The 21,172-nt window shown below is 68.1% G+C and carries 21 protein-coding genes and 1 pseudogene; 17 read left to right on the top strand and 5 right to left on the bottom strand.

Annotated features, from left to right (window positions below):
- Positions 1–55 precede the first annotated feature (55 nt).
- The 9 genes from ACQPW1_RS41160 (at position 56) to ACQPW1_RS41120 (ending at position 12,026) form a co-directional block, all read left to right on the top strand.
- Positions 56–271: a hypothetical protein gene (locus ACQPW1_RS41160; protein WP_433658511.1), complete on the top strand. Its 216-nt coding sequence runs from the start codon at positions 56–58 to the stop codon at positions 269–271.
- Between the two features lie 159 nt (positions 272–430).
- Positions 431–2,941 (top strand): nitrite reductase large subunit NirB, encoded by a 2,511-nt coding sequence (gene nirB, locus ACQPW1_RS41155; RefSeq protein ID WP_433665475.1) that lies wholly within the window; start codon positions 431–433, stop codon positions 2,939–2,941.
- Between the two features lie 64 nt (positions 2,942–3,005).
- Positions 3,006–3,407, top strand: a complete 402-nt coding sequence (gene nirD / locus ACQPW1_RS41150) for a nitrite reductase small subunit NirD (RefSeq protein WP_433658509.1) — start codon at positions 3,006–3,008, stop codon at positions 3,405–3,407.
- Between the two features lie 5 nt (positions 3,408–3,412).
- Positions 3,413–4,624 carry a uroporphyrinogen-III synthase gene (locus ACQPW1_RS41145; RefSeq protein WP_433658507.1) on the top strand — a complete coding sequence of 404 codons (1,212 nt, stop codon included), beginning with the start codon at positions 3,413–3,415 and terminating at the stop codon, positions 4,622–4,624.
- Entirely contained in the window at positions 4,621–5,385 is a 765-nt protein-coding gene (locus tag ACQPW1_RS41140) for a sirohydrochlorin chelatase (RefSeq protein WP_433658505.1), read from the top strand. Before ACQPW1_RS41145 ends, ACQPW1_RS41140 begins: the two co-directional genes overlap by 4 nt.
- A 237-nt stretch (positions 5,386–5,622) precedes the next feature.
- Positions 5,623–9,912: an amino acid adenylation domain-containing protein gene (locus tag ACQPW1_RS41135; RefSeq protein WP_433658503.1), complete on the top strand. Its 4,290-nt coding sequence runs from the start codon at positions 5,623–5,625 to the stop codon at positions 9,910–9,912.
- Entirely contained in the window at positions 9,909–10,622 is a 714-nt protein-coding gene (locus tag ACQPW1_RS41130) for a DUF6875 domain-containing protein (RefSeq protein ID WP_433658501.1), read from the top strand. Before ACQPW1_RS41135 ends, ACQPW1_RS41130 begins: the two co-directional genes overlap by 4 nt.
- Positions 10,623–10,662: 40 nt before the next feature.
- On the top strand, positions 10,663–11,640 hold the full coding sequence (locus ACQPW1_RS41125) for an alpha/beta hydrolase (protein ID WP_433658499.1): 978 nt from the start codon (positions 10,663–10,665) through the stop codon (positions 11,638–11,640).
- A gap of 44 nt (positions 11,641–11,684) precedes the next feature.
- On the top strand, positions 11,685–12,026 hold the full coding sequence (locus ACQPW1_RS41120) for a TfoX/Sxy family protein (protein ID WP_433658497.1): 342 nt from the start codon (positions 11,685–11,687) through the stop codon (positions 12,024–12,026).
- 10 nt (positions 12,027–12,036) lie between these two features.
- Here ACQPW1_RS41120 and ACQPW1_RS41115 read toward each other — a convergent pair whose 3' ends face one another.
- Positions 12,037–13,740 carry a metallophosphoesterase gene (locus tag ACQPW1_RS41115; protein ID WP_433658495.1) on the bottom strand — a complete coding sequence of 568 codons (1,704 nt, stop codon included), beginning with the start codon at positions 13,738–13,740 and terminating at the stop codon, positions 12,037–12,039.
- A 197-nt stretch (positions 13,741–13,937) separates the two neighbouring features.
- Here ACQPW1_RS41115 and ACQPW1_RS41110 point away from each other — a divergent pair.
- The 8 genes and pseudogenes from ACQPW1_RS41110 to ACQPW1_RS41075 all read left to right on the top strand — a co-directional run bounded on the left by ACQPW1_RS41110 (position 13,938) and on the right by ACQPW1_RS41075 (position 17,679).
- Positions 13,938–14,384, top strand: a pseudogene (locus ACQPW1_RS41110) (cupin domain-containing protein).
- Positions 14,385–14,554: 170 nt separating this feature from the next.
- The gene (locus ACQPW1_RS41105) at positions 14,555–15,331 is read left to right on the top strand and encodes a hypothetical protein (RefSeq protein ID WP_433658493.1); all 777 of its coding nucleotides are present in this window, start codon (positions 14,555–14,557) and stop codon (positions 15,329–15,331) included.
- Complete coding sequence (locus tag ACQPW1_RS41100) at positions 15,331–15,582, top strand: hypothetical protein (RefSeq protein WP_433658491.1); 252 nt, start codon at positions 15,331–15,333, stop codon at positions 15,580–15,582. Before ACQPW1_RS41105 ends, ACQPW1_RS41100 begins: the two co-directional genes overlap by 1 nt.
- Before the next feature lie 88 nt (positions 15,583–15,670).
- Entirely contained in the window at positions 15,671–16,048 is a 378-nt protein-coding gene (locus tag ACQPW1_RS41095; RefSeq protein ID WP_433665474.1) for an aminoglycoside 6-adenylyltransferase, read from the top strand.
- Positions 15,999–16,499, top strand: a complete 501-nt coding sequence (locus tag ACQPW1_RS41090; RefSeq protein WP_433658489.1) for an aminoglycoside 6-adenylyltransferase — start codon at positions 15,999–16,001, stop codon at positions 16,497–16,499. Before ACQPW1_RS41095 ends, ACQPW1_RS41090 begins: the two co-directional genes overlap by 50 nt.
- Before the next feature lie 4 nt (positions 16,500–16,503).
- Positions 16,504–16,638 carry a hypothetical protein gene (locus ACQPW1_RS41085; RefSeq protein WP_433658487.1) on the top strand — a complete coding sequence of 45 codons (135 nt, stop codon included), beginning with the start codon at positions 16,504–16,506 and terminating at the stop codon, positions 16,636–16,638.
- 123 nt (positions 16,639–16,761) lie between these two features.
- Entirely contained in the window at positions 16,762–17,214 is a 453-nt protein-coding gene (locus tag ACQPW1_RS41080) for a VOC family protein (protein ID WP_433658485.1), read from the top strand.
- Between the two features lie 30 nt (positions 17,215–17,244).
- On the top strand, positions 17,245–17,679 hold the full coding sequence (locus ACQPW1_RS41075; RefSeq protein ID WP_433658484.1) for a DUF1905 domain-containing protein: 435 nt from the start codon (positions 17,245–17,247) through the stop codon (positions 17,677–17,679).
- 7 nt (positions 17,680–17,686) lie between these two features.
- On the opposite strand, the gene mtnC is transcribed toward ACQPW1_RS41075, so the two are convergent.
- From mtnC to ACQPW1_RS41055, 4 genes are all read right to left on the bottom strand, one after another.
- A complete protein-coding gene (gene mtnC / locus ACQPW1_RS41070; RefSeq protein ID WP_433658482.1) occupies positions 17,687–18,376 on the bottom strand; it encodes an acireductone synthase in 690 nt (229 codons plus the stop codon).
- The gene (locus ACQPW1_RS41065) at positions 18,373–18,948 is read right to left on the bottom strand and encodes a 1,2-dihydroxy-3-keto-5-methylthiopentene dioxygenase (protein WP_433658480.1); all 576 of its coding nucleotides are present in this window, start codon (positions 18,946–18,948) and stop codon (positions 18,373–18,375) included. Before ACQPW1_RS41065 ends, mtnC begins: the two co-directional genes overlap by 4 nt.
- The gene (gene mtnA / locus ACQPW1_RS41060; RefSeq protein WP_433658478.1) at positions 18,945–20,627 is read right to left on the bottom strand and encodes an S-methyl-5-thioribose-1-phosphate isomerase; all 1,683 of its coding nucleotides are present in this window, start codon (positions 20,625–20,627) and stop codon (positions 18,945–18,947) included. The genes ACQPW1_RS41065 and mtnA overlap by 4 nt, the downstream gene beginning before the upstream one ends.
- A gap of 136 nt (positions 20,628–20,763) precedes the next feature.
- The gene (locus tag ACQPW1_RS41055) at positions 20,764–21,111 is read right to left on the bottom strand and encodes a DUF1330 domain-containing protein (protein ID WP_433658476.1); all 348 of its coding nucleotides are present in this window, start codon (positions 21,109–21,111) and stop codon (positions 20,764–20,766) included.
- Between the last annotated feature and the right edge of the window lie 61 nt (positions 21,112–21,172).

Raw genomic sequence — 21,172 nt, 5'->3', positions numbered from 1 at the left:
GACACTCCATGATGTTGACGCCGTTAACTTAACCGGCTATGTGAACACCGTCAACATGGCCGAGAGTGACGCTGCCCATAGCTGCCTGCGTGGCGGGTCGTTGCTGCTCGCCGTACTCGACCGGCACCGGTTCCGGACGATCTCACCGTTCGAGTTGCGCGGCGGTGCGGCGGCGTTCATGCTTTCCGCGTCACACCTCACCGGCCGACTAGCGCAAGGCTGGCTTCTTGGTGACGCGCGGAAACCGTTGCGTCACATCCGCGCAACATAGCGCCGAGCTCACCCGGGCGTCCGGGCAACCGTGAGCAACCGTTGATGCTCCGGTCATCGCGCGCAGCATGGCGGCAATACCTGTTTCCTACCGTTGGGCCAACCGGATCATTGGAGGCCCTTCTTGAGCACGCCGACGAATCACTCAGTCGCACCTGCCCTGCGCAAGACCGCCGTGGTCGTCGGCCACGGCATGGTCGGGCACCGGTTCGTGGAGGCACTGCGCTCGCGGGACGAGGTCGGGCAGTGGCAGGTGGTCGTGCTGAGCGAGGAGCGGCTGCCCGCCTACGATCGCGTCGGCCTGTCCGCCTACGTGGGCGCCTGGGACACCGCCGCGCTGGCCTTGCCCGGCAACGAGTACGCCGGTGACGCGCTGGTCGAGCTACGGCTCGGACAACGCGCCGAGACGATCGACCGGGACACCCGCAAGGTCACCACATCGGCAGGCGACACCATCGCCTACGACGCGCTGGTGCTCGCCACCGGCTCGTACCCGTTCGTTCCGCCGGTGCCGGGCCATGACCGACCGGAATGCTTCGTTTACCGCACCATCGACGATCTGGACGGCATCAGAGCGGCCGCTGAAGCAGCCGGACCAGGTGCCGTCGGCGTCGTGGTCGGCGGTGGCCTGCTCGGCCTGGAGGCGGCGAACGCCCTTCGGCTGCTCGGTCTCACGCCGCACGTGGTCGAGTACAACCAGCGGCTGATGCCCGCCCAGGTGGACGAGGGCGGCGGCGCCATCCTGGAACGCCTGGTCACCGATCTCGGCGTGCACGTGCACACCGGCGTCGGCACCGCCTCGATCGAGCAGGCCGACAACGGTATCCGGGTCAGCCTGTCCGACGACTCGTCGATCGAGGCCTCGCTGGTCGTCTTCTCCGCGGGCGTGCGCCCACGCGACCAGATCGCCCGCGACAGCGGACTCGAGGTCGGCCCGCGCGGCGGCATCAGCACCGATCTGGGTCTGCAGACCTCCGATCCGAGCATCTGGGCCATCGGCGAATGCGCCGCGGTCGAGGGCACCTGCTACGGCCTCGTCGCGCCCGGCTACACCACCGCCGAGATCGTCGCCGACCGATTGCTCGGCGGCGCAGGCGAATTCCCCGGCGCGGACATGTCCACCAAACTCAAGCTGCTCGGCGTCGACGTGGCCAGCTTCGGCGACGCGCACGGCACCACCGAGGGCGCGCTGTCGGTGGTGCTGCACGACGCGGCCAAGGGCACCTACGCGAAACTCGTTGTCTCCGATGACGCGCGGATCCTGCTCGGCGGCATCCTGGTCGGCGACGCCACCGCCTACGCCGCGCTGCGCCCGCTGGTCGGGCGGCCGCTGCCCGCCGAGCCCGCCGCGCTGATCTCGCCCGCCGGTGCGGAATTGGGCGCCGACGCGCTGCCCGACGACGCCCAGATCTGCTCCTGCAACAACGTCTCCAAGGGCGCGATCTGCGGCGCCATCGCGGACGGCGCGTGCGATATCCCCGGCATCAAGAAGTGCACGTCCGCCGGAACCTCCTGCGGCGGTTGCGTTCCCATGCTCAAGAAGCTGCTGGAGCAGTCCGGCGTGCAGCTGTCCAAGGCGCTGTGCGAGCACTTCGGCCAGTCGCGCGCCGAGCTGTTCCAGATCGTCCAGGTCACCGGCATCCGCACCTTCTCCGGCCTGATCACCAAGTACGGCAAGGGAACCGGCTGCGACATCTGCAAGCCGACCGTCGCCTCCATCCTGGCCTCGACCTCGAGCGAGCACATCCTCGACGGCGAGCAGGCCGCACTGCAGGACACGAACGACCACTTCCTGGCCAACCTGCAGAAGAACGGCACCTACTCGGTGGTGCCGCGGATGCCCGGCGGCGAGGTGACCCCCGATCAGCTCATCACCATCGGCCAAATCGCCAAGGAATTCGACCTTTACGTGAAGGTCACCGGCGGCCAGCGGATCGATCTGTTCGGCGCCCGCGTCGAACAGCTGCCGCGGATCTGGCAGCGCCTCGTCGATGTCGGCATGGAATCCGGTCACGCGTACGGCAAGTCGCTGCGCACGGTGAAGAGCTGCGTCGGTTCCACCTGGTGCCGTTACGGTCAGCAGGACTCGGTCGGCATGGCCGTGCTGCTCGAAAAGCGTTACCGCGGACTGCGTTCCCCGCACAAGCTGAAGCTGGCGGTGTCCGGCTGCGCCCGCGAATGTGCCGAGGCACGCGGCAAGGACGTCGGCGTTATCGCCACCGAGCACGGCTGGAACCTCTACGTCGGCGGCAACGGCGGGCTCACCCCGAAGCACGCCGTGCTGCTCGCCGGTGACCTCGACGATGAGACGCTGATCAAGTACATCGACCGCTATCTGATGTTCTACGTCCGCACCGCCGACCGGTTGCAGCGCACCGCGCCGTGGCAGGAAGCCCTCGAGGGCGGCCTCGACTACCTCAAGCAGGTCGTCTGCGAAGACAGCCTCGGCATCGCCGACGAGTTGGAGGCGTCGATGGCCCAGCATGTCGCCGGCTACCGCGACGAGTGGGCCGCGGTGCTGGAGGACGAGGAGAAGCTGTCGCGCTTCGTTTCCTTCGTCAATGCCCCCGATGAGACCGATCCCACAATCTCGTTCGACGAAACCGGAGAACGCAAGGTGCCGGTGTTGCTGGGTATGCCGGACCTGCCGGTCGCCACGCACGGGAAATGACGGCTTAACCCCATAGAAACAGCTCGCCTGTACCAATGGGTAAGGCGTTTGGAGGATGACACCCATGACCGTGATCGATACCCCCGGCATCGCCGCAGTTACCGCCACCGGTTGGACCCAGGCGTGCCGACTCGACTACCTCATTCCCGGCCGCGGCGTCGCGGTGTTGCTGAAAGGTGGCCGCCAGGCCGCCCTGTTCCTGCTGGCCGACGGCATGCTGTACGCCGTGGGCAACATCGATCCGATCGGACGCGCGGCGGTCATGTCGCGTGGCATCGTCGGTGACCGCGGCGGCGTCCCCGTCGTCGCCTCGCCGTTGCTGAAGCAGGCGTTCTCCCTGGTCGACGGGCAGTGCCTGGACGACGAATCGGCGCTGCTGCCGGTGTACGCGGTCCGCGTAGCCGACGGCATCGTTTCGATCTCCAACGAGCCGGTAAGTTCCGGGCTCGCTTCCTCGGACGGGTAAACCGCATGACAACCATCGACGCCGGCCCCTGCCTTGCTGGTTTCACCATCGGCATCACGGCGGCCAGGCGAGCCGACGAGTTCGCCACGCTGCTGCAGCGGCGCGGGGCCGACATCGTGTCGGCCCCGGCCATCCGAATCATCCCGTTGGCCGACGACACCGAGCTGGAGCGGGTGACCCGCCAGCTGATCCTCGATCCGCCACGAATCACGGTGGCCACCACCGGCATCGGCTTCCGCGGCTGGATGGAGGCGGCCGAAGGCTGGGGCGTCGCGGAGGACCTGCGCGCGACGCTGGGCGCCACCCGAATGCTGGCGCGCGGCCCGAAAGCCAAGGGCGCCATCCGTGCCGCCGAATTGCGTGAGGAATGGTCGCCCGCCTCGGAGTCCTCTGCCGAGGTGCTCGATCACCTCCTCGCCGAGGGCGTCGAGGGTGTGCGAATCGCGGTGCAGCTGCACGGCGCCACCACCGAGTGGGAGCCGGTGCCCGACTTCTGTGAGGTATTGCGTTGTGCCGGTGCGGATGTCGTGCCGGTGCCGGTGTATCGGTGGATGCCGCCGGAGGAGCAGGGTCCGATGGACCAGCTGATCGAAGCCATCGTGACGTCCAATCTGGACTGCGTGACCTTCACCAGCGCGCCCGCCGTGGCGTCGATGTTGATGCGCGCCAAGGAAACCGGACTGCTCGAAGGTGTGTTGCACGCGTTGCGCGGGCGGGTGCTCGCCGCGTGCGTCGGCCCGATCACCGCGGCGCCGCTGGAGGAGCTCGGCGTGGCGACGTCGATGCCGGGCCGCGCCCGGCTCGGTGCGCTTGCCCGGCACGTCGCCGAGGAACTGCCACGGCGGGCCAATCGGATCTATGCCGCCGGGCACACGCTCAGCGTGCGCGGCGGCTGTGTAGTGGTCGATGGTGCAGTGCGTCAGCTCGCGCCCGCGCCGATGGCGCTGATGCGGTCGCTGGCTCGCCAGCCCGGCCGGGTCGTGTCCCGGGAGAACCTGCTCGCCGCGCTGCCCGGCGGCGGTGACGACACCCATGCCGTCGAGACCGCGATCGCCCGGCTGCGCGCCGGACTCGGTGCGCCGAAGGCGATTCAGACGGTGGTGAAGCGTGGGTATCGGTTGGCGTTGGACGCGGCCGAATGCATCGACAACAACCCGCGACCCGAAGCGGCGCCCGGCGGGCCGACGCGGTATGTGCAGACCTTGGGGACGTCATGAATGACCCCGCCCTAGTGCTGGTGGCGCACGGCACCAGGAGCACCCGTGGGGTACAGATGATCGCCGCGCTGGCCGAGGCGGTGGCCAGGGAGCTCGGCGTCGCGATTTCGGGGCGCGATGCCGAGCTACCCGGGATGCCCGTGCCTGCCGTGCGAACCGCTTTCGTCGATGTGCTCGGTCCATCGCCTGCCGAGGTGCTGCGCGATTTGAGCGAAGCGGCGGGGGAATCCGTTCCGGCCGTGGTTGTTCCGGCGTTCCTCGCCTCCGGTTATCACGTGTATCAGGACGTCCCACGGGAAGTGGCGGAGAGTGGTCACACTTCGGTGGCGGTCACCCCGGCCATGGGCCCGGACCCGGCGTTGGCGCGGATCATGACCATGCGTTTGCGTGCCGCGGGTTGGCGGCCCGGTGACGCGGTTGTCTTCGCTGCGGCTGGTTCCTCGGATTCCCGTGCCCGCCAAGATGTTCGCCGTGCCGCCGCCATGCTCACCGAACGTCTAGGCACTCCGGTTCGGCTCGCGTATATCGCCACCGGAACACCTCGGGTACCGGAAGTCGTTGCTGCGCTGCGTGATTCCGGTGCCGAACGCGTCTTCATCGCGTCGTACCTGCTGGCGCACGGCCTGTTTCAGCAACGTCTGCACGAAGCGGGTGCCGACGGCGTCGCCGAACCCATCGGTGTTCACCCCGCCGTGGTCCGGCTCATCGCCGACCGATACTGCGCCGCCGCGCGGGACCTGGTGCGAACCCGCGTCGTCTGAGCGAAGGGTGCCCGCCGATCCGGGCTAGCCGGACGGGCTCGAGGACGTCTCGGTCGAGGTGCCTGCCATCGCGTAGCGAGAGGTACTCCAGGAGGGCTTATCGCGCCGGGCCGGACCGGGCCAAACGGCTCGGCTCCGACCATATGTGCTGACAGAAGCCTCAGCACGCGCCGATTGTGCTGGAATTACGGCTTGTTCGGGTTCGGATGCCGTAAGTTTGCCGTGGATGATTCAGCGGTGGCTTCCGAATCCGAGGGAGGCGTGTTGACCGGAGCCGACGACGCCGTGTCGCTCGACCGGGCGGAGGCAACGGCACAGTCGATGTATCCACTGTCGACGGCGCAGCTGCGCTGGTGGGTGGCCCAGCAATTGCACCCGTCGGTGCCGATCGCGGTCGCGATGTATCTGGACCTGACCGGTCCGCTCGACGTCGCCCTGATGTCGCGATGCGCCCGCCGCGCGGCCCGCGAACTCCAGTCGCCGAACCTGCGATTCCGCTTGGTCGACGGGTATCCACGCCAGTACGTCGACACCACCGCGGAACTCCCGATACGGCTGGCGGATCTGACCGACCATGCTGACCCGATCGCCGCGGCGCAGGAGCAGATGGAACGCGACTACGGTTCGCCGCTCGATCCGCTCACCGACGATCTCACCGTCGCGACGGTGTTCCAGGTGGCGCCGGACCATCATCTGCTGTACCTGCGCAGCCATCACATCGTCGTCGACGGCGTGGGAGCCGCAGCGGTACTGCGTCGCACGGGCGAGCTCTACCGCTCGGAAGTCGTTGCGGGGCAAGGACTAGGTAGTGCGATCGCGACGTTCATCGGTCGTGAGTCGGGCAGTGGTCATCGTCGACCTACCGCAAGGGTGCTGTGGCGATCGGCGGACGTTGTCTCGGACAGCGAATCCGGCAGTGCGGCAGCGGGTTCGACTCGCACCATGGCCCCCGTTGAGACGACGGTGGACAGCATTGCGGCAATGCGTGATTCGGTGACCGAACCGAAAACAATCCAGCCATTGTCCGTGCCGGAACTACTGGAAGACGAACGCAGATACCAGGATTCGGCCCGCGCCGCAGCCGACCGGGACTACTGGCACAACCAGCTCGAAACGCTCGGCGAACCCCTCGGCCTGGCCGGACGCCCCGCCGCCCCGGAGCCGCGACCGCATCGCGTGACCGCGACGCTGGACGCCGCGACGGCGGAACTGGTCGCCGCCGCCCGCGCCCGCCACGGCGCGACCTTCCCCGAACTGGCCGTCACCGCCTTCGCCTGCTACCTGGCCAGGATGACGGGCCGCGGCGAGGTCACGCTCACCCTGCCGGTCACCGCGCGCCCCACCGCCGCACTACGCCGTTCGGCGGGCTCGATGTCGAATGTGGTGCCGCTGCGGCTGACCGGCCTCGATACCGCCACCGTCGGCGCGGTCATCGCCCAGGTGCGGTCGCGGGTGATCGGCGCGCTGCGTCATCAGCGATACCGCTACGAGGACATGCAGCGCGACCGTGGGCAGCATCACGTGGTGCGCGGGAGCTTCGGACCGGTCGTCAACGTGCTCGGATTCACCGAACCGTTCGGCCTCGGGGCGCTGACCGGGCAGGTGCGCCTGCTCTCCCTGGGCCCGGTCGAGGACCTCCTGATCAACGGCTATCAGGCCGGTCCCGACGAGCGCTCGATCAGCATCGACTTCCACGCCAACCCGGCCCGCTATCGGCCAGACATGCTCGCCTGGCAGCACCGCATGTTCCTCGACTACTTCGGCCACTTCCTCGCCGCCGAATCCTATTGCCCGATACCGGCTTTGGATCTCACACCGCCCGCACCGGTGGCGACGGAGCCCGCCGGCCCGATCCGCGTGTTGCCGGATCTGCTGCGCGCGGGCCTGATGCCGGACGCCGTCGCCGTGCAGGACGGCAGTCGGACGATGACCTACCGCGAGCTGGACGAGGCGTCGTCTCGATGGGCCCGCGAACTGATGGCGGGCGGCGCACGGCCCGGCGAATTCGTCGTGGTCGCCATCCAGCGGTCGCTCGAATCGGTGCTCGCGCTGTGGGCGGTCGCCAAGGCCGGAGCGTGTTTCGTGCCGGTCGACCCGAACGATCCCGCCGATCGGATCGCCACGGTGATCGCGGATTCCGGAGCACGGCAAGGGCTTACGGTCGCTGCGGTGCGCGACTGCCTGCCGTGTGACACCGCCTTCGCCGCCGGGGAGGCCGAACCCATCCTCGCTGGGGAAGGCAGGCAGCGCGCCACCACACGGCCTGATGGCGCAGTCGGTGAGCGCAAGGGCTCGGGTAGGCGCGGCATCCATTGGCTGATGCTCGACGACTCCCGGACGGCGGCAGAGGTCGAGCGCCGAGCCAGCACGCCGATCGACGACAAGGAACGGCCACGGTCGCTGCGGCCGGATCACCCGGCCTACTTGATCTACACATCGGGCACCACCGGTGCGCCCAAGGGTGTGCTGGTTACCCATCGCGGGCTCGGGTCGCTGACCGACTACATCACCGAACACTATGGGGTCGGCCGGGATTCGGTCGTGCTGCACGCCCACGCACCATCCTTCGACGCGCATCTGCTGGAACTGCTCGCCTGCTTCGCGGCAGGCGCCCGACTGGCGGTCGAGCCGCCGTCGGTGGTCGCGGGCGGCGCGCTGGCCCGGCTGATCGAAGACAGCGGCTGCACCCACTTCCTCACGACGCCAGCGGTGCTCGCCACCCTGACACCCGCCGACCTGCCCGGCCTGCAAGCCGTCGTGGTCGGCGGTGAGGCATGCCCACCGGAGCTGGTGCGCGAGTGGGCACCGCACGTCCGCCTGTTCAATGGCTACGGCCCGACCGAAACCACCGTGATGGCAACGCAAACCGCGGCCATGGTGCCCGGTGAACCCATCACGATCGGCGCAGCGCTGCCGGGAGTGCTTGCGGTGGTGTTCGATTCGCGACTGATTCAGGTTCCGCCGGGCGCCAGGGGAGAGCTGTACCTGGGTGGTATCGGTGTCGCGGACGGCTATCTCCGCAACCCGGCAGGCACCGCCGTCCGGTTCATCGCCGACCCGTTCGGCATCGGGCAACGGCTGTATCGCACGGGCGATCTGGTCAGCACGGGCCCGGACGGCGCGTTCGAATTCCTCGGCCGGGTCGACGGGCAGGTCGAAGTGCGTGGACGGCGTATCGAACCGGCTGAGATCGAGTCGGTATTGCTCACGGAGCCGGGGATCGCCCACGCGGTGGTGACCGTCGCCGATGCCGGGCGACCGGAGGCCCGACTGGTCGGATATGTGGTGGCGGCAGCGGGAACTCGATTCGATCCCGCCGAGACGTTGCGCCGACTACGCGGCGCACTTCCGGCCGCGCTCGTCCCGTCGGCGCTGATCGAACTCGACCGACTACCGGTGTCGGGCAACGGCAAACTCGACCGCGCCGCCTTACCGTCCCCGGTAGTAGCGCCCCGTCCCTACCGCGCCCCCGAGACCACGGCACAGCAACTGGTCGCCGAGCACATCGGCAAGGCAACAGGGCAATCGCGCGTCGGCTTGGACGACGACTTCTTCGAACTCGGCGGGAATTCCTTACTGGGCGTTGCAGTCTCGGCGGAACTGGCCGCCGCGACCGATGTCCCGGTGACGGTGCGCTGGCTCTACACGACACCGACCGTCGAGGCGCTGGCCGAACGCATCACCGGCTACGACGCCGCGGATGTCTCCGGTGACGATGCACTAGGCGTCTTACTGACCTTGCGCCGCAGGGGAACTCGACCACCACTGTTCTGCGTCCACTCCGCCGTACCGCTGGCATGGTGCTACGCCGGGCTGGCCCGCTACATCACCGACCGCCCGGTGTACGGCTTGCAGGCGCCGACACTGACCGGCCCCGACCGTTCGATCGACACCATCGACGACCTCGCCGACAGCTACGTCGAGGCGATGATCCGCGTCCAACCGGACGGCCCGTATCACCTGCTCGGCTGGTCGCTCGGCGGCCAGATCGCGCACGCGATCGCCGTCCGGCTGCGCGCCCGCGGCGCCTCGGTCGCCGCACTGGCCATGCTGGACAGCATCGTCTTCCCCGACGGCGCGGACCCGCCACCGGTGCCGCGCATGCGAGATCTGTTGACCCACTTGCTCGGTGACGAACCCGTCGACGCCGACGCGGCCCCCGAGGTGACGGCCGCCGAGGCCGCCGCCGAATTGGCCCGCGCGGGTGCGTCATTCGGCACCGGCCTGTCGGTGACCCAGCTGGAGCGACTGCACCGCGGCTACGTCGACGGTGTCGCCGTCTCGCACAGCTACCGCCCCGGCGTCTTCGACGGTGACCTGCTGTACTTCTCGGCCACCCAGGGCATGACCGAACTCTTCGGAGCCGACCTGTGGCGCCCGTTCGTCACCGGCGACCTCATCGAACATCCGGTCGCGGCCACCCACGCCCAGCTGACCAACTCGGCCGTCGTCGGCGTGATCGGCCCGATCCTGGCCCGCCACCTCGAGCGCATCGCCGTGCCCGCCGCGGCGCGGACCGCACCGTGACCGCCTCGACCGCGCGCAGACACGTAGGCGCGCGTACCGGTTTCGAGTGGTGCAACGTCTATGACGAACCAGGGGAGTGGGCGCGGCGGAACCCGAACGCCGCCAACCTGATTCGCTATATCGGCGACCACTTGGTCCATCCGCATCCCCAATTGGGCAGGGACGGTCCGGTGTGTCCCTTTGTCCGCCATACAATTACGCACCACAGCCTGTGGGCGGCGATCGTCCCGGGCGGCAACGACCTGACCGTCGAAACCATGTCCGCGGCAATGGATGACGCCTTCGAGATCTACCGCTGCCTGCGCACCGACGCGGACGCCCGAATGCTGACCTCCGTCACCATCTTTCCTGACCTCACCCGCCACGAACTGGTCGACGCCGTGCATCTGGCGCACAAGACCGCCGTGGTGGAGCAGGGGCTGATGCTCGGCCAGTTCTATCCGGGCTGCGGCGTATCCGGCCTGTGGAACAAGGACTTCCGCCCCCTCGACGCCCCGCTGCCGATGCTGGTGATCCGGAAGATGATGAACACCGATTTCCCGTTCCTGGTCGGGCGCACGGAATGGTTGTACGCGTATCTGACGCAGGTGGCGCCCGACCTGCCCCGGCGGTTGCGCTGGTCGATTGCTGAGCGCCTGCGCATGACCGATGTCGCCGACGATGCCATCACCGACCTGCGCGTTCATTCGTTCGGCGAACACGCCCGGTGAATGCCGGGAGTCCCGGCGACCCTGATAGATACTCGACGCCATGCGCCGGCCGATGCGTTGCCTGGTTCCCCTTCTCGCGGTTGTCGCCGCGCTCGTCCCGGCCGCGACGGCCGCCGCCGACCCCGAGTCCCGCATCCTGGATGTGCGACCGCTCGGCGGGCGGGAACACGAGGTCGTCGTGCACTCGGCGGCCATGAACAAGCCCATCACGCTGTGGATGTCGCACCCCGGCTCCGGTGCGCCCGCGCTGTACCTGCTCAACGCCGTCGACGGCGGCGAGGACGGCGGGCCGTGGACCCGGCGCACCGATGTCGCGGAGTTCTTCGCGGACAAGAACGTCAACGTGATCGTGCCGATGGGCGGCCGCGCCAGCTACTACACCGATTGGGTGCGCGACGATCCGGCGCTCGGCCGCAACCAGTGGACCACCTTCCTGACCAAGGAACTGCCGCCCCTGCTGGAAGCCAAGTTCGGCATGACCGGCCGCAATGCCATTGCGGGACTGTCCATGTCGGCCACCTCGGCCTTGAATCTCGCGACCGGCGCACCCGGCCTCTATCAAGCGGTCGGCGCCTACAGCGGCTGCCCGCGCACCAGCGATCCGGTGGCACAGGCGTACGTCTCGGCGCAGCTCGCGGTATTCGGCGCGAACGCGACGAACATGTGGGGCGGGCCGGACAACCCGGCCTGGGCCGCGAACGATCCGATGCTGCAGGCGGAACGCCTGCGCGGCCTGGCGCTGTACGTTTCGTCGGGCAACGGCGCACCGGGCGAGCACGACAACATCGGCGACCGCGGCGTCGACGGCAACCCGGGCCGGCTGATCGACCGCATGCTGGTCGGCGGCGTGATGGAGACGGTCGTCGGCGGCTGCACCCGGCCGTTCGTCGACCGGCTGCACGAACTCGGCATCCCGGTCACCGCGAACCTGCGCCCGGCGGGCACCCACGCCTGGACCTACTGGCAGGACGACGTGCACCTGTCCTGGCCGCTGTTCGCCGCGGCGATCGGTGCTTAGCGTTTCGCCCAGAATCTGTCGGTGTCTGGGTCGACAATGCCGCTATGGCATATGACGAGGAACTGGCCGATCGCATCCGGCTGATGATCAAACCGGGGCCGGAGCTGTCCGAGCGGAAGATGTTCGGCGGCCTGGCCTTCTTGATCGGCGGCAATATGGCGGTGGCGGCCAGCGGGCAGGGTGGGCTGCTGGTCCGGGTCGACCCGAAGGAAAGCGACGAGTTGCTCGGCATCGAGTTCGTGCGGCCCATGGTGATGGGTGGCCGGGACATGGTCGGTTGGCTGCGCGTCACGCCCGACGCGGCCGACGACGACGCGGTGCTGCGGGAGTGGGTCGACCGCGGCGTCGACTACGCGCGGACGCTGCCGCCGAAAAAGAAGAAGTAGCCCGCGTCGGTCAGTCGCGAACCTGCCTGCGGTAGGTGACCCGGTCGAACTCGCGGCCGTATTCGTCGACGGCGGTCACGTCCATTTCGCTGGCGAAGACGCCGGGACGGACATCGACGCGCAAGAACGAGTAGTTGCGGAAACGGACCCGCGACCACGGGGCCGCCTCGTCCACCTTGTCGCCGCCGCCTGCCCACACGTAGCTGTTGGGCACCGTGGTGTCCGGTAATTCGTTGCCGCGGTAGGACTCCCGTGATCCCGGCTGGAAGTCGTAGCGGGGTCGCCCGCCGCCGCCGACCGTGTAGTAGACCGTGCCATCGGTTTCCGGATAGACCACCGAGTTGTCGCCCGCGACCTTCGTCGCGACGTTGCCGCGGATCGGGTCGGTGCGTTCGAAAACGTGATTGTGCCCTTGCAGCACCAAATCCACCTGGTACCGGTCGAACAGCGCCACCCAGGCGTCGCGCACCCCGCCGTCGCTGGCGTGTGCGTCGGTCGTCGAATAGGCGCAGTGGTGGAAGAAGCAGACGAGGAAGTCGATGCCGGGGTTCGCACGGTAGGCGGCCAGCGTGCGCTCCACCCAAGTCGTTTGTGCCCCAACGGAATACCCGGTGTTGGCGCGAATCTCGTAGGAGACGTCGTTGGCGTCGAGCGAGAGCACCGCGACATTGCCGTAGGTGAATGAATACGCCGACGGGCAGCCGGACGGCCCGTTGCCCGGAAAGTCGAGCCGCGCCGCGTGCCCGCCGTAGCCGAGGGCGCCGTAGGTCGCCTCCATGTCATGGTTGCCGGTCGCGAACATCCACGGTGTCTGGGCGGCGCTGGCCTCGATGGCGCCGAAATAGACGTCCCACACGTACGGGTTGAACTTGTCGAAGCCGTCCGGGAGTTGCGCACCGTGCGAAACGAATTGGGCGGGCTTGCCCGCGCCGGACGGATCGGCGTAGGCGATGTCACCGGCCAGGATGTGGAAATCCGGTCTGGCCGCGGCGATTTGGCGCAGCACGTTGGTGGCGTGCGGTGCGTTCGGATCGTTGTCCGCCTTGTAGTACTTGTCGTCGTAGTCGCCGGGCGCGACACCCGCTGGCAGCGCCGGAGTTTCGTCGGTGCCCTGATCGCCCATCATGGTGAAGCGGAACGGCACGAGCGCGGCCCGCGCGGTGGGCATCGCGGTGGCCGCGGCGCGGATGTCGCCGGCGAACCCGTCGGCGGTGCGCCAGCGATAGAAATGCGGCACCCGGCCGGGCAGTCCGTCCACCGGCGCGTGCGCGTAGAACTGTTCTGCCGCAAGCACTCCGCCGTCGCTGCTCGGCAGCTGGGTCAGCAGGTTGCGCACCTCGGCCTCCACCGTCGCGCCGAGCGCGGGTGTCGGGCCGTGATCGAGAAACACCTTGGCGCCCGCGGGCTGCCTGGACAGCTGGGCCGCGAAGCGCAGCTGGCTGGTCGAGTCGGGTCCGAACCCGACGTGCCGCCCGCCCACCGCGAGCTGCGCGTCCTGGGCGTAGGCGCGCTGACCGAACGGCGAGGTGCCGACCGCCGCCACGGCCGCGGCCGCCGCCGCCCCGCGCAGGATGTTGCGGCGCGACACCGGATGCCGTCGCAGGTAGTCGCGGTGCCAGTCGTGCTGCTCGGCCATCGTCATCTGGGCGGAAAGCCCGCCTGGGATTCCGGTTTCCGGAATGTCGCCTGCGGGATTCAGCGGATTCGACGCCATACCGACCGATGCTCTACCGCTCGAGCGCCCCCGGCAACTCGACACCACGAGACGAGTGCGAACACTGGGTGAACTCTGCCGATCCGGACGCCCGTATCCAGGTAATCCCGGCAAACCGGCCGTATCCGGGAATCCCGCCGCGACCAGGCCCGATTCGGGTATTCCCGTGCTCCGCCCTGCCCCGATATGCTCCCGCGATGACGCCATTCACCCGCGGAACCGCCGTCACGATCATGCTCGCCGCCGCCCTCTGCACCGGCGCCCCCGCCAACGCCACCCCCGGCACCTACATCACCGCCGTCACCCTCGCCGCCGCCCAAATCCCCGCCGGCCTGCTCCCCTTCGTCGCGGGCACCGACCTCGTCGTCCGCGAAATCACCATCGCCCCAGGCGGTTCCACCGGCTAGCACTACCACGACGGCCCCGTCTTCGGCATCATCCGCGCAGGCACCCTCACCCATCCCGGCCCCGACTGCGTCGCCCCCGTCTACCACGCAGGCGACTTCATCTACGAACCCGAAGGCGACTGGAACGTCCACATCGGCCGCAACCTAGGCCCCGACCCCCTCATCCTCGACGTCGTCTACGCCCCACCCACCGGCAAGCCCCTCTTCGAAGACGCCCCCGCCCCACCCTGCGCCTAGCCCGTTTCGCACCCATATTGTGACTCGAACATACTTTCGATTCTCGAGGTATCTTCGTCGGCATGGTCGGTTCTCAGCATGAAGCGTTGCACCGGATCTTTCAGCACGACCCAGGAATGTTCGCGCGCGCATTTCGCGAATTGAAAGTTCCCCTGGGCGACCCGAGCGAAGTGGCTTTGCTACCAACCGATCTCACCGAGATCAGACCACTCGAGCGCCGAGTGGACACCCTATTACGATTCACCGTGCCCGCGGGCCGATTTCTGCTACTCGTTGAGGCCCAAGGCAAAGACGACCCCGACAAGCCTGCGGCGTGGGCGTACTACCTGGCCCACGCGCACGCGAAATATCGCCTTCCCGCGGTGCTGCTGGTCGTCTGCCACGACCGCGGCACCGCGGCGTGGGCGGCCCGCACCACCCAGCTCGGACCGTCGTTCTGGGCCAGCAGCCTCACCATGTCCCCCCTTGTCCTCGGCCCTGACAACGTGCCGGTCGTCACCGATCCGGCCACGGCCGCCGACGACGTCCCACTAGCCGCCCTCTCCGCAATGACGCACGCCAACGACCCCAGCATTGATGCGATACTGAAGTCGCTGGCCGCAGCACTGCGGGGAATCGACGAAGAAGACGCCCACGTCTTCGCCGAACTCACCGAACTCGGCCTGGGCGATGGCCCGGCCGCCAACACTTGGAGGCAACTGATGTCCCTCGACCCAGCATTCTTCCGTTCGGAGACCTCGCAGCGCCTGCGGGAAGAGGGGCGGGACGAGGGGCGGACCGAGGGGGTTGCGGCAAGCATTCTGCGGGTCCTGGAACGTCGCGGATTCGCCGTAGCGGACGATATGCGAGATCGGATCACGTCGTGCACCGACCTCGAGGTGCTGCGTGGCTGGCTCGATCAATCGGTGACGGTAACCACGGTTACTGAGCTTTTCGAGGTCGGCTGATGACGCTCGACCTGTCGTTCTTCCGTTCGGAGACCTCGCAGCGCCTGCGCGAAGAGGGGCGCATCAGGGGCTTGGCCGAGGTGCTCGCCAGATGCATTCTCGACATCCTCGATGCGCGATCGATCGAAGTCCCGCCTGACGTCCATGTTCGCATCACTTCGTGCGACGACCAGGTCATGCTGCGCTCGTGGCTTCGTCTTTCGGCGACGGTGACCAACGTCGCCGATCTCTCTGCCGCCGGGCAGGCGTAATCGAAGCAAGCCTTCTGACCGACAAACTCTTGGGGGAGTGAGATCTGTGGGCGAACATGTGCGCTGGGCTGACTGGCGTGCCGGAGCGATGAATCGGCCAGGGGCCGAGGCTCGCTACGAGGCGGCGCGTATCCGGTTCGAACTCGATGCCGCGGAGCGTGCGACAAACTCTTTGTCCGCTCAGGATCCATCGGGCAGCATTGTGATCATGGATGACTCGGTGATGGCGGTTGCGGGGGACGAACCGATTGTGGGGCGGGTGGTGGAGTGGGCTCGGGGGCGGGACGATGTTCGGGTTGTGTTGCGGACGGGGTCGCGGGCTCGGGGGGATGGGGCGGTGGATGCGTTGTCGGATCACGATATTGAGCTGTTCACCACGGATGTGGAGTTGTACCTGGGGGAGGATGGGTGGGTGCGTGAGTTGGGGGGAGGTGTGGGTGAATGTCGAGTTGGAAGGGCCGTATGACAATCCGGCGCATCTGGTGTTCTTCGAGGGTGGGGTGAAGGTCGACTTTCAGGTTGTGCCGGTCGAGTTGTTGGCGGAGATGGTCGAGGACGGCCTGGATGAGTTGCACGAGCGGGGGTATCAGGTGTTGTTCGACCGGGATGGGGCGGCGGCCGGGCTGCCTGCGGCGAGCGGGTCGGCGCCGAGCGTAGAGCTGCCGGATCAGCAGGAGTTCACGGAACTGTGTTCGGAGTTCTGGTTCGAAATCGCGCATTTGCCAAGGTATTTGGCGCGAGGTGACATGTGGGTCGTCAAGTCCAGGGACTGGGAGACCAAGGAACTGCTTCGGACGATGATCGAATGGCATGCGTCGGTGCGGTACGGCGTCGGACACGATGTCTGGCATTCGGGCACCAAGATGCTGGAGTGGGCGGCGCCGGGAGCGGGTCGAGCGGGTCTTCGCGATCGATGACCCGTTGCGGCAGGCGCAGGCGACGGCGGATCTGTTCGGTGAACTCGCCAGAGAGGTCGCCGCGGCGGGCGGGCTCGACTATCCGGCGGCCGCCGAAAAGGCTATCCGCCCGTACCTCGATCAGCTACCGCCTCGCTGAAAGCCCAGGTCGGACCCGGCCAGAAAAAACTTTCGAGAAATGTGGCGAGATAGGTCGAAGCGGGGATGACGGCTCCGACCAGAGGGTGACAGCAAGTCACACACCACCGGCAAGGAGCACATCATGTCCGTCAACACTTTCTTCTGGTTCGACAGCGCGGCCGAAGAGGCTGCCACCCTGTACACCTCGTTGCTGCCCAACTCGCGGATCACCGACGTCACCCGCAACGCGGACGGAGTCGCGTTCGTCGCCACGATCGAACTCGACGGCCAGGCGATCACCCTGATGAACGGCGGCCCAGGCCACCCGCTCACCGACGCCGCCTCGCTGCAGATCGTCGTCGAGACGCAGGAGGAGATCGACCAGCTGTGGGACGCGCTCACCGACGGCGGCGAGCCTGGCCCGTGCGGCTGGCTGTCCGACCGCTTCGGCCTGTCCTGGCAGGTCACGCCCGCGGCCCTACAGACGCTGATGAGCGGCGACAACCCGGCCAAGACCATCGCCGTCGGCACCGCACTGCGCAGCATGTCCAAGCTCGACATCAAATCGCTCCAGGACGCCTACGACCACGCCTGAGTGCGGGGACCCGGGGTTAGGGTCGATCCCATGCAGCAATTCGAAGCGACCAACGAGTCCGGCGCAGGCGGCGGCGCTTACGTCGCGGTCCCGGCCGAGGTGGTCGCGGCGCCGGGCGGTGGCGGCCGCATTCCGGTCGCCGCGGTATTCGACGGCGTCGAGTACCGCGGCTCGATCGCCGACATGGGTTCCGGGCCTTGCCTCGGAGTACTGAAGGCGATCCGTACCGAGTTGGGGAAGGAGCCCGGTGACCGTGTCAAGGTCACCGTGGCTCGCGACGATGGCGAGCGAACCGTCGAGGTTCCGGACGACCTGGCCGACGCACTGCGATCGGCCGGTCTCCGCGCCACCTTCGACAAGCTCTCCTATTCGCGACGGCGCGAACACACCACGGCGGTCACCGAGGCCAAACGCGCGGAGACCCGCCCCCGGCGGATCACGAAGGTCATCGAGTCGCTGAGCTGATCCCAGCTCACTCGGCCGCAGGGTCGATGTCGGCGAACGTATCGACCCAACGATGCGGTGGGCGTGGCGGATTGGGCTCGCCGGGCCGGGCGAGCCCAACGGCGTGCCAGCCTGCCGCGACGGCAGCGTCGAGCTCGTCCGGATGGTCGGACAGGAACAGGATGCGGTCGCCGGAAACACCGATCGCGCCCGCGATCTTCTCGTACGAGGAGGCCTCGCGCTTACCACCCGCCGTTGACAGATCGAAGTGACCGCTGACCAGCGAGGCCAATTCGCCGCCACGCGCGAACGCGAACCAATCCTGTTGGTTGCGAACAGATCCCGACGAATACACGTACAACGCGAGACCATCCGCATGCCAGTCCCGCAGTGCGGGAGGAACATCGGCGAAGAACTCACCGTGCAGCGCACCGCTGCGGAAACCCTCCGCGCAGATCAACCCCTGCGCCGCCTTGAGCGACTCCGCCTTGACGTCGGAATCGAGCCACCCCCGCAGGATGGCAGCGACCTCATCGGTATCGGCATCGGGGTGCCCCGCCTGCGCACGGGCGGCGGCGATGATGGGCGCCGCCGCGTCGGTGCGGTTTTCGGCCAACCACGCCGGAAGTCGTTCGCGGGTATACCCGTACAGGTCTTCGCGCACCGAACTGGTTGGGCTGGTGGTCCCTTCGATATCGACGACGATCGTCGTGATCATGAGTTGGTGAGCAACTCGTCGAGGGTCGGGAACCCTTCACTGATCCGATCACCACTGAAATCGCCGACCCAGCCGTCCTCTTCCTCGAAGAACCGGATGGCGATGAAATCGGGCCTGCTACCCATGTCGAACCAGTGCAGGGTGCCCGCGGGCACCGAGAGCAGATCGCCGCCCTCGCAGACGACGGCCAGCACTTCGTGTCCGAGGTGCAGGTAGAAGCAGCCGCGGCCGGCCGCGAAGTAGCGGACCTCGTCCTCGGCGTGCCGGTGCTCGTTGAGGAACTTCTCCCGCGCACCCTTGGCGATCTGCGGCCACTCCGGGTTCGCGTCGTCCGGATGGATGCGGGCGATGTCGATGTGCTTGTACCGCCCGGACTCGTTCAGCTCGGCGACCTGGTCGGTGTAATGCGTGAGCAGCTCATCGGACTCGACCGCGGCGGCATTGTCCACCACCGGCCAGCGGCCGAAAGTGATGCCGTGCTTTGCCAATTCGGTGCCGATCACCGCGTCGTCGGTGGTCCGTACCCGCACATCGGCCGCGTTGTCGGCGGCCATCACCTGGAGCAGGGTCATGTCAGTCCAATCTCGAGTGTCTCGTCGCGCGCACCGAAGGCCTGGCGCCGCCCGGTGCGGGCCACCAGCTCGCACAGCGCCTCCAGGCATTCGGCGCGATCGCGCGCCTGGGAAAGATTGTCCCCCCACGCGGTGATCCCGTGGCCGGAGATGAACAGGACCGGGGGAGCGGCGGGATGGTCGGTGAGATAGCGCTCGATGTCGACGCCGATGCGCGGCACATCCGCCCAGTTCGGGAAGACCGGGATGTCGATGACCGAGGGATCGGTGCCGCCGAGCCCCTTGATCAGCTCGTAGTCGCTGATGCGCAGCACGGTCACCGCGTCGGACGCACCGGAACGGGTCGCCAGCGCCGTCGCATAAGGCGGATGGATGTGCACGACGGCTTGCGCGGCAGTGGCTCGATACGCCGCGGTGTGAATCGTGGTCTCCGCCGAGGGTTTCCGGCTGTTTCCGGCGGTCGGCGTCGAATCGGTTACCTGGACGGTGACCATATCGTCTTCGGTGAGTTCGCCTTTGGACAAGCCACTTCCAGTGATGACGGCAGTGTCACCGGTCCGCACAGAGATGTTGCCCGCGGTGCCTGGCATCCATCCGCGTTGGTACAACCCGCGTGCGATATCGGCAATTGCCTTGCCGGGCAGCGGGTTCGCCGTGCGCGCACCATCGACGGATGACGAGTCGGTCCCGCGATGCACCACACCGAGCTCGGTGACGACCGCCGTAACCAACTCACCGGGCGTCACATCGAACGCCGGATTGAACACCTCGGTCCCCTCGGGAGCCGTTGCGACACCACCGAATCCGATCACCTCCGCGGCGGCCCGCTCCTCCACCACGATGTCGCGCCCGGTCGCCATGTGCGGATCGCGGGTCGATTCCGGCGCCACCACGATGAACGGAATGCCATGATGCCGAGCCGCGAGCGCGAGCGAGTACGTACCGATCTTGTTCGCCACGTCCCCGTTCACGGTGACCCGGTCCGCGCCGACCAGCACGCAGTCGACCTGCCCGGTCGCCATGGCCCAGGCGGCCGCGGAGTCGATGGTCAGCCGATGCGGGATGCCCGCCTCGGCCAGCTCCCAGGTGGTGAGCCGGGCACCTTGCAGCAGCGGTCGCGTCTCGTCGACCAGGACGTTCTCGATCGCCCCGCGATCGGACAGCACCCGCAGCGTGCCGATGGCGGTCCCGAACGCGCTCGTCGCGAGCCGTCCGGTGTTGCAGTGGGTGAGCACGCGCAGCGGGCGGTCCGGGCAGAGCCGCTGCACCAGATCGGCGGCGTGCGTCGCGGCGGCCCGGTTGACCCGGCCGTCCTCGGCGAGCATGTCCAGGGTTTCGGCGAGCACGGCGGCGGCGCCCTGCGCGACCTTGGCGCGCACCCGGCGCACCGCCCACGCGAGGTTCACCGCGGTCGGCCGGGCCGCCGCGATGCGATCGGCGTCGGCCTGCACCCGAACCCCGTCGACGACGCCGTCGACGGTGTGCGCGGTGGTCGCGATGACCACGCCGAACGCCCCCGCGATACCGATGGCGGGCGCGCCGCGGATGGCCAGCACCCGGATAGCGTCGATGACCGCGTCGACCGTGTCGAGCCGCAGCTCGCGGACTTCGTGCGGCAGTCCGCGCTGGTCGATGGTGACCAGCGCACCGTCGTCCCAGATCAGGGAACTGTCGTCCATCAGGCGCATCCTTTATCGCGTGGAGCCGTGTTGTGCCTGGTCAACGGTATCGGACGGGGGCGGCCCGGAGAAAGTCGGCCGAACGTCCGGAACCGGACACGCTGGGCTCCGGCAGACCACGGATTCGCGGGCCGGTTTACCCGGCAGCGGCTTCGGCGCGCAGCTTCGCAGCCCGTTCGCGCGGGTCGTAGTCCGGTCCGACGCCCTCGATCAGCAGCAGGTCCCCGTCGATGTGATCGGTGCGCAGGCGGACGATCGCCTGATACGCGGGGGAGCGGTACCAGTCCCGCGCCGTGTCCAGATCGGGGAATTCGATCAGGACCATGCTGCCCGGCCAGTCGCCCTCCACGATCTCGGCGGGCGGACCGTGGATGACGAAGCGGCCGTGGAACGGATCCAGGGTGTTCTGAATGCGTTCCAGGTACTCGAGGATGTCGGCGTGCGGCCTGCGGGCGCGCAGGTGGGCGAAGCCATAGGCGGACATGAGGGAATCCCTTGTTCGACGGCGCCGCCGAAACGCGACGCCGATCCGAACGTAGGCCGCA

This window comes from Nocardia sp. CA-128927, assembly GCF_050955855.1.
GTDB lineage: Bacteria > Actinomycetota > Actinomycetes > Mycobacteriales > Mycobacteriaceae > Nocardia.
Note: the sequence above shows the minus strand (reverse complement) of the source record. Positions and strands in the feature narration are given on the sequence as shown.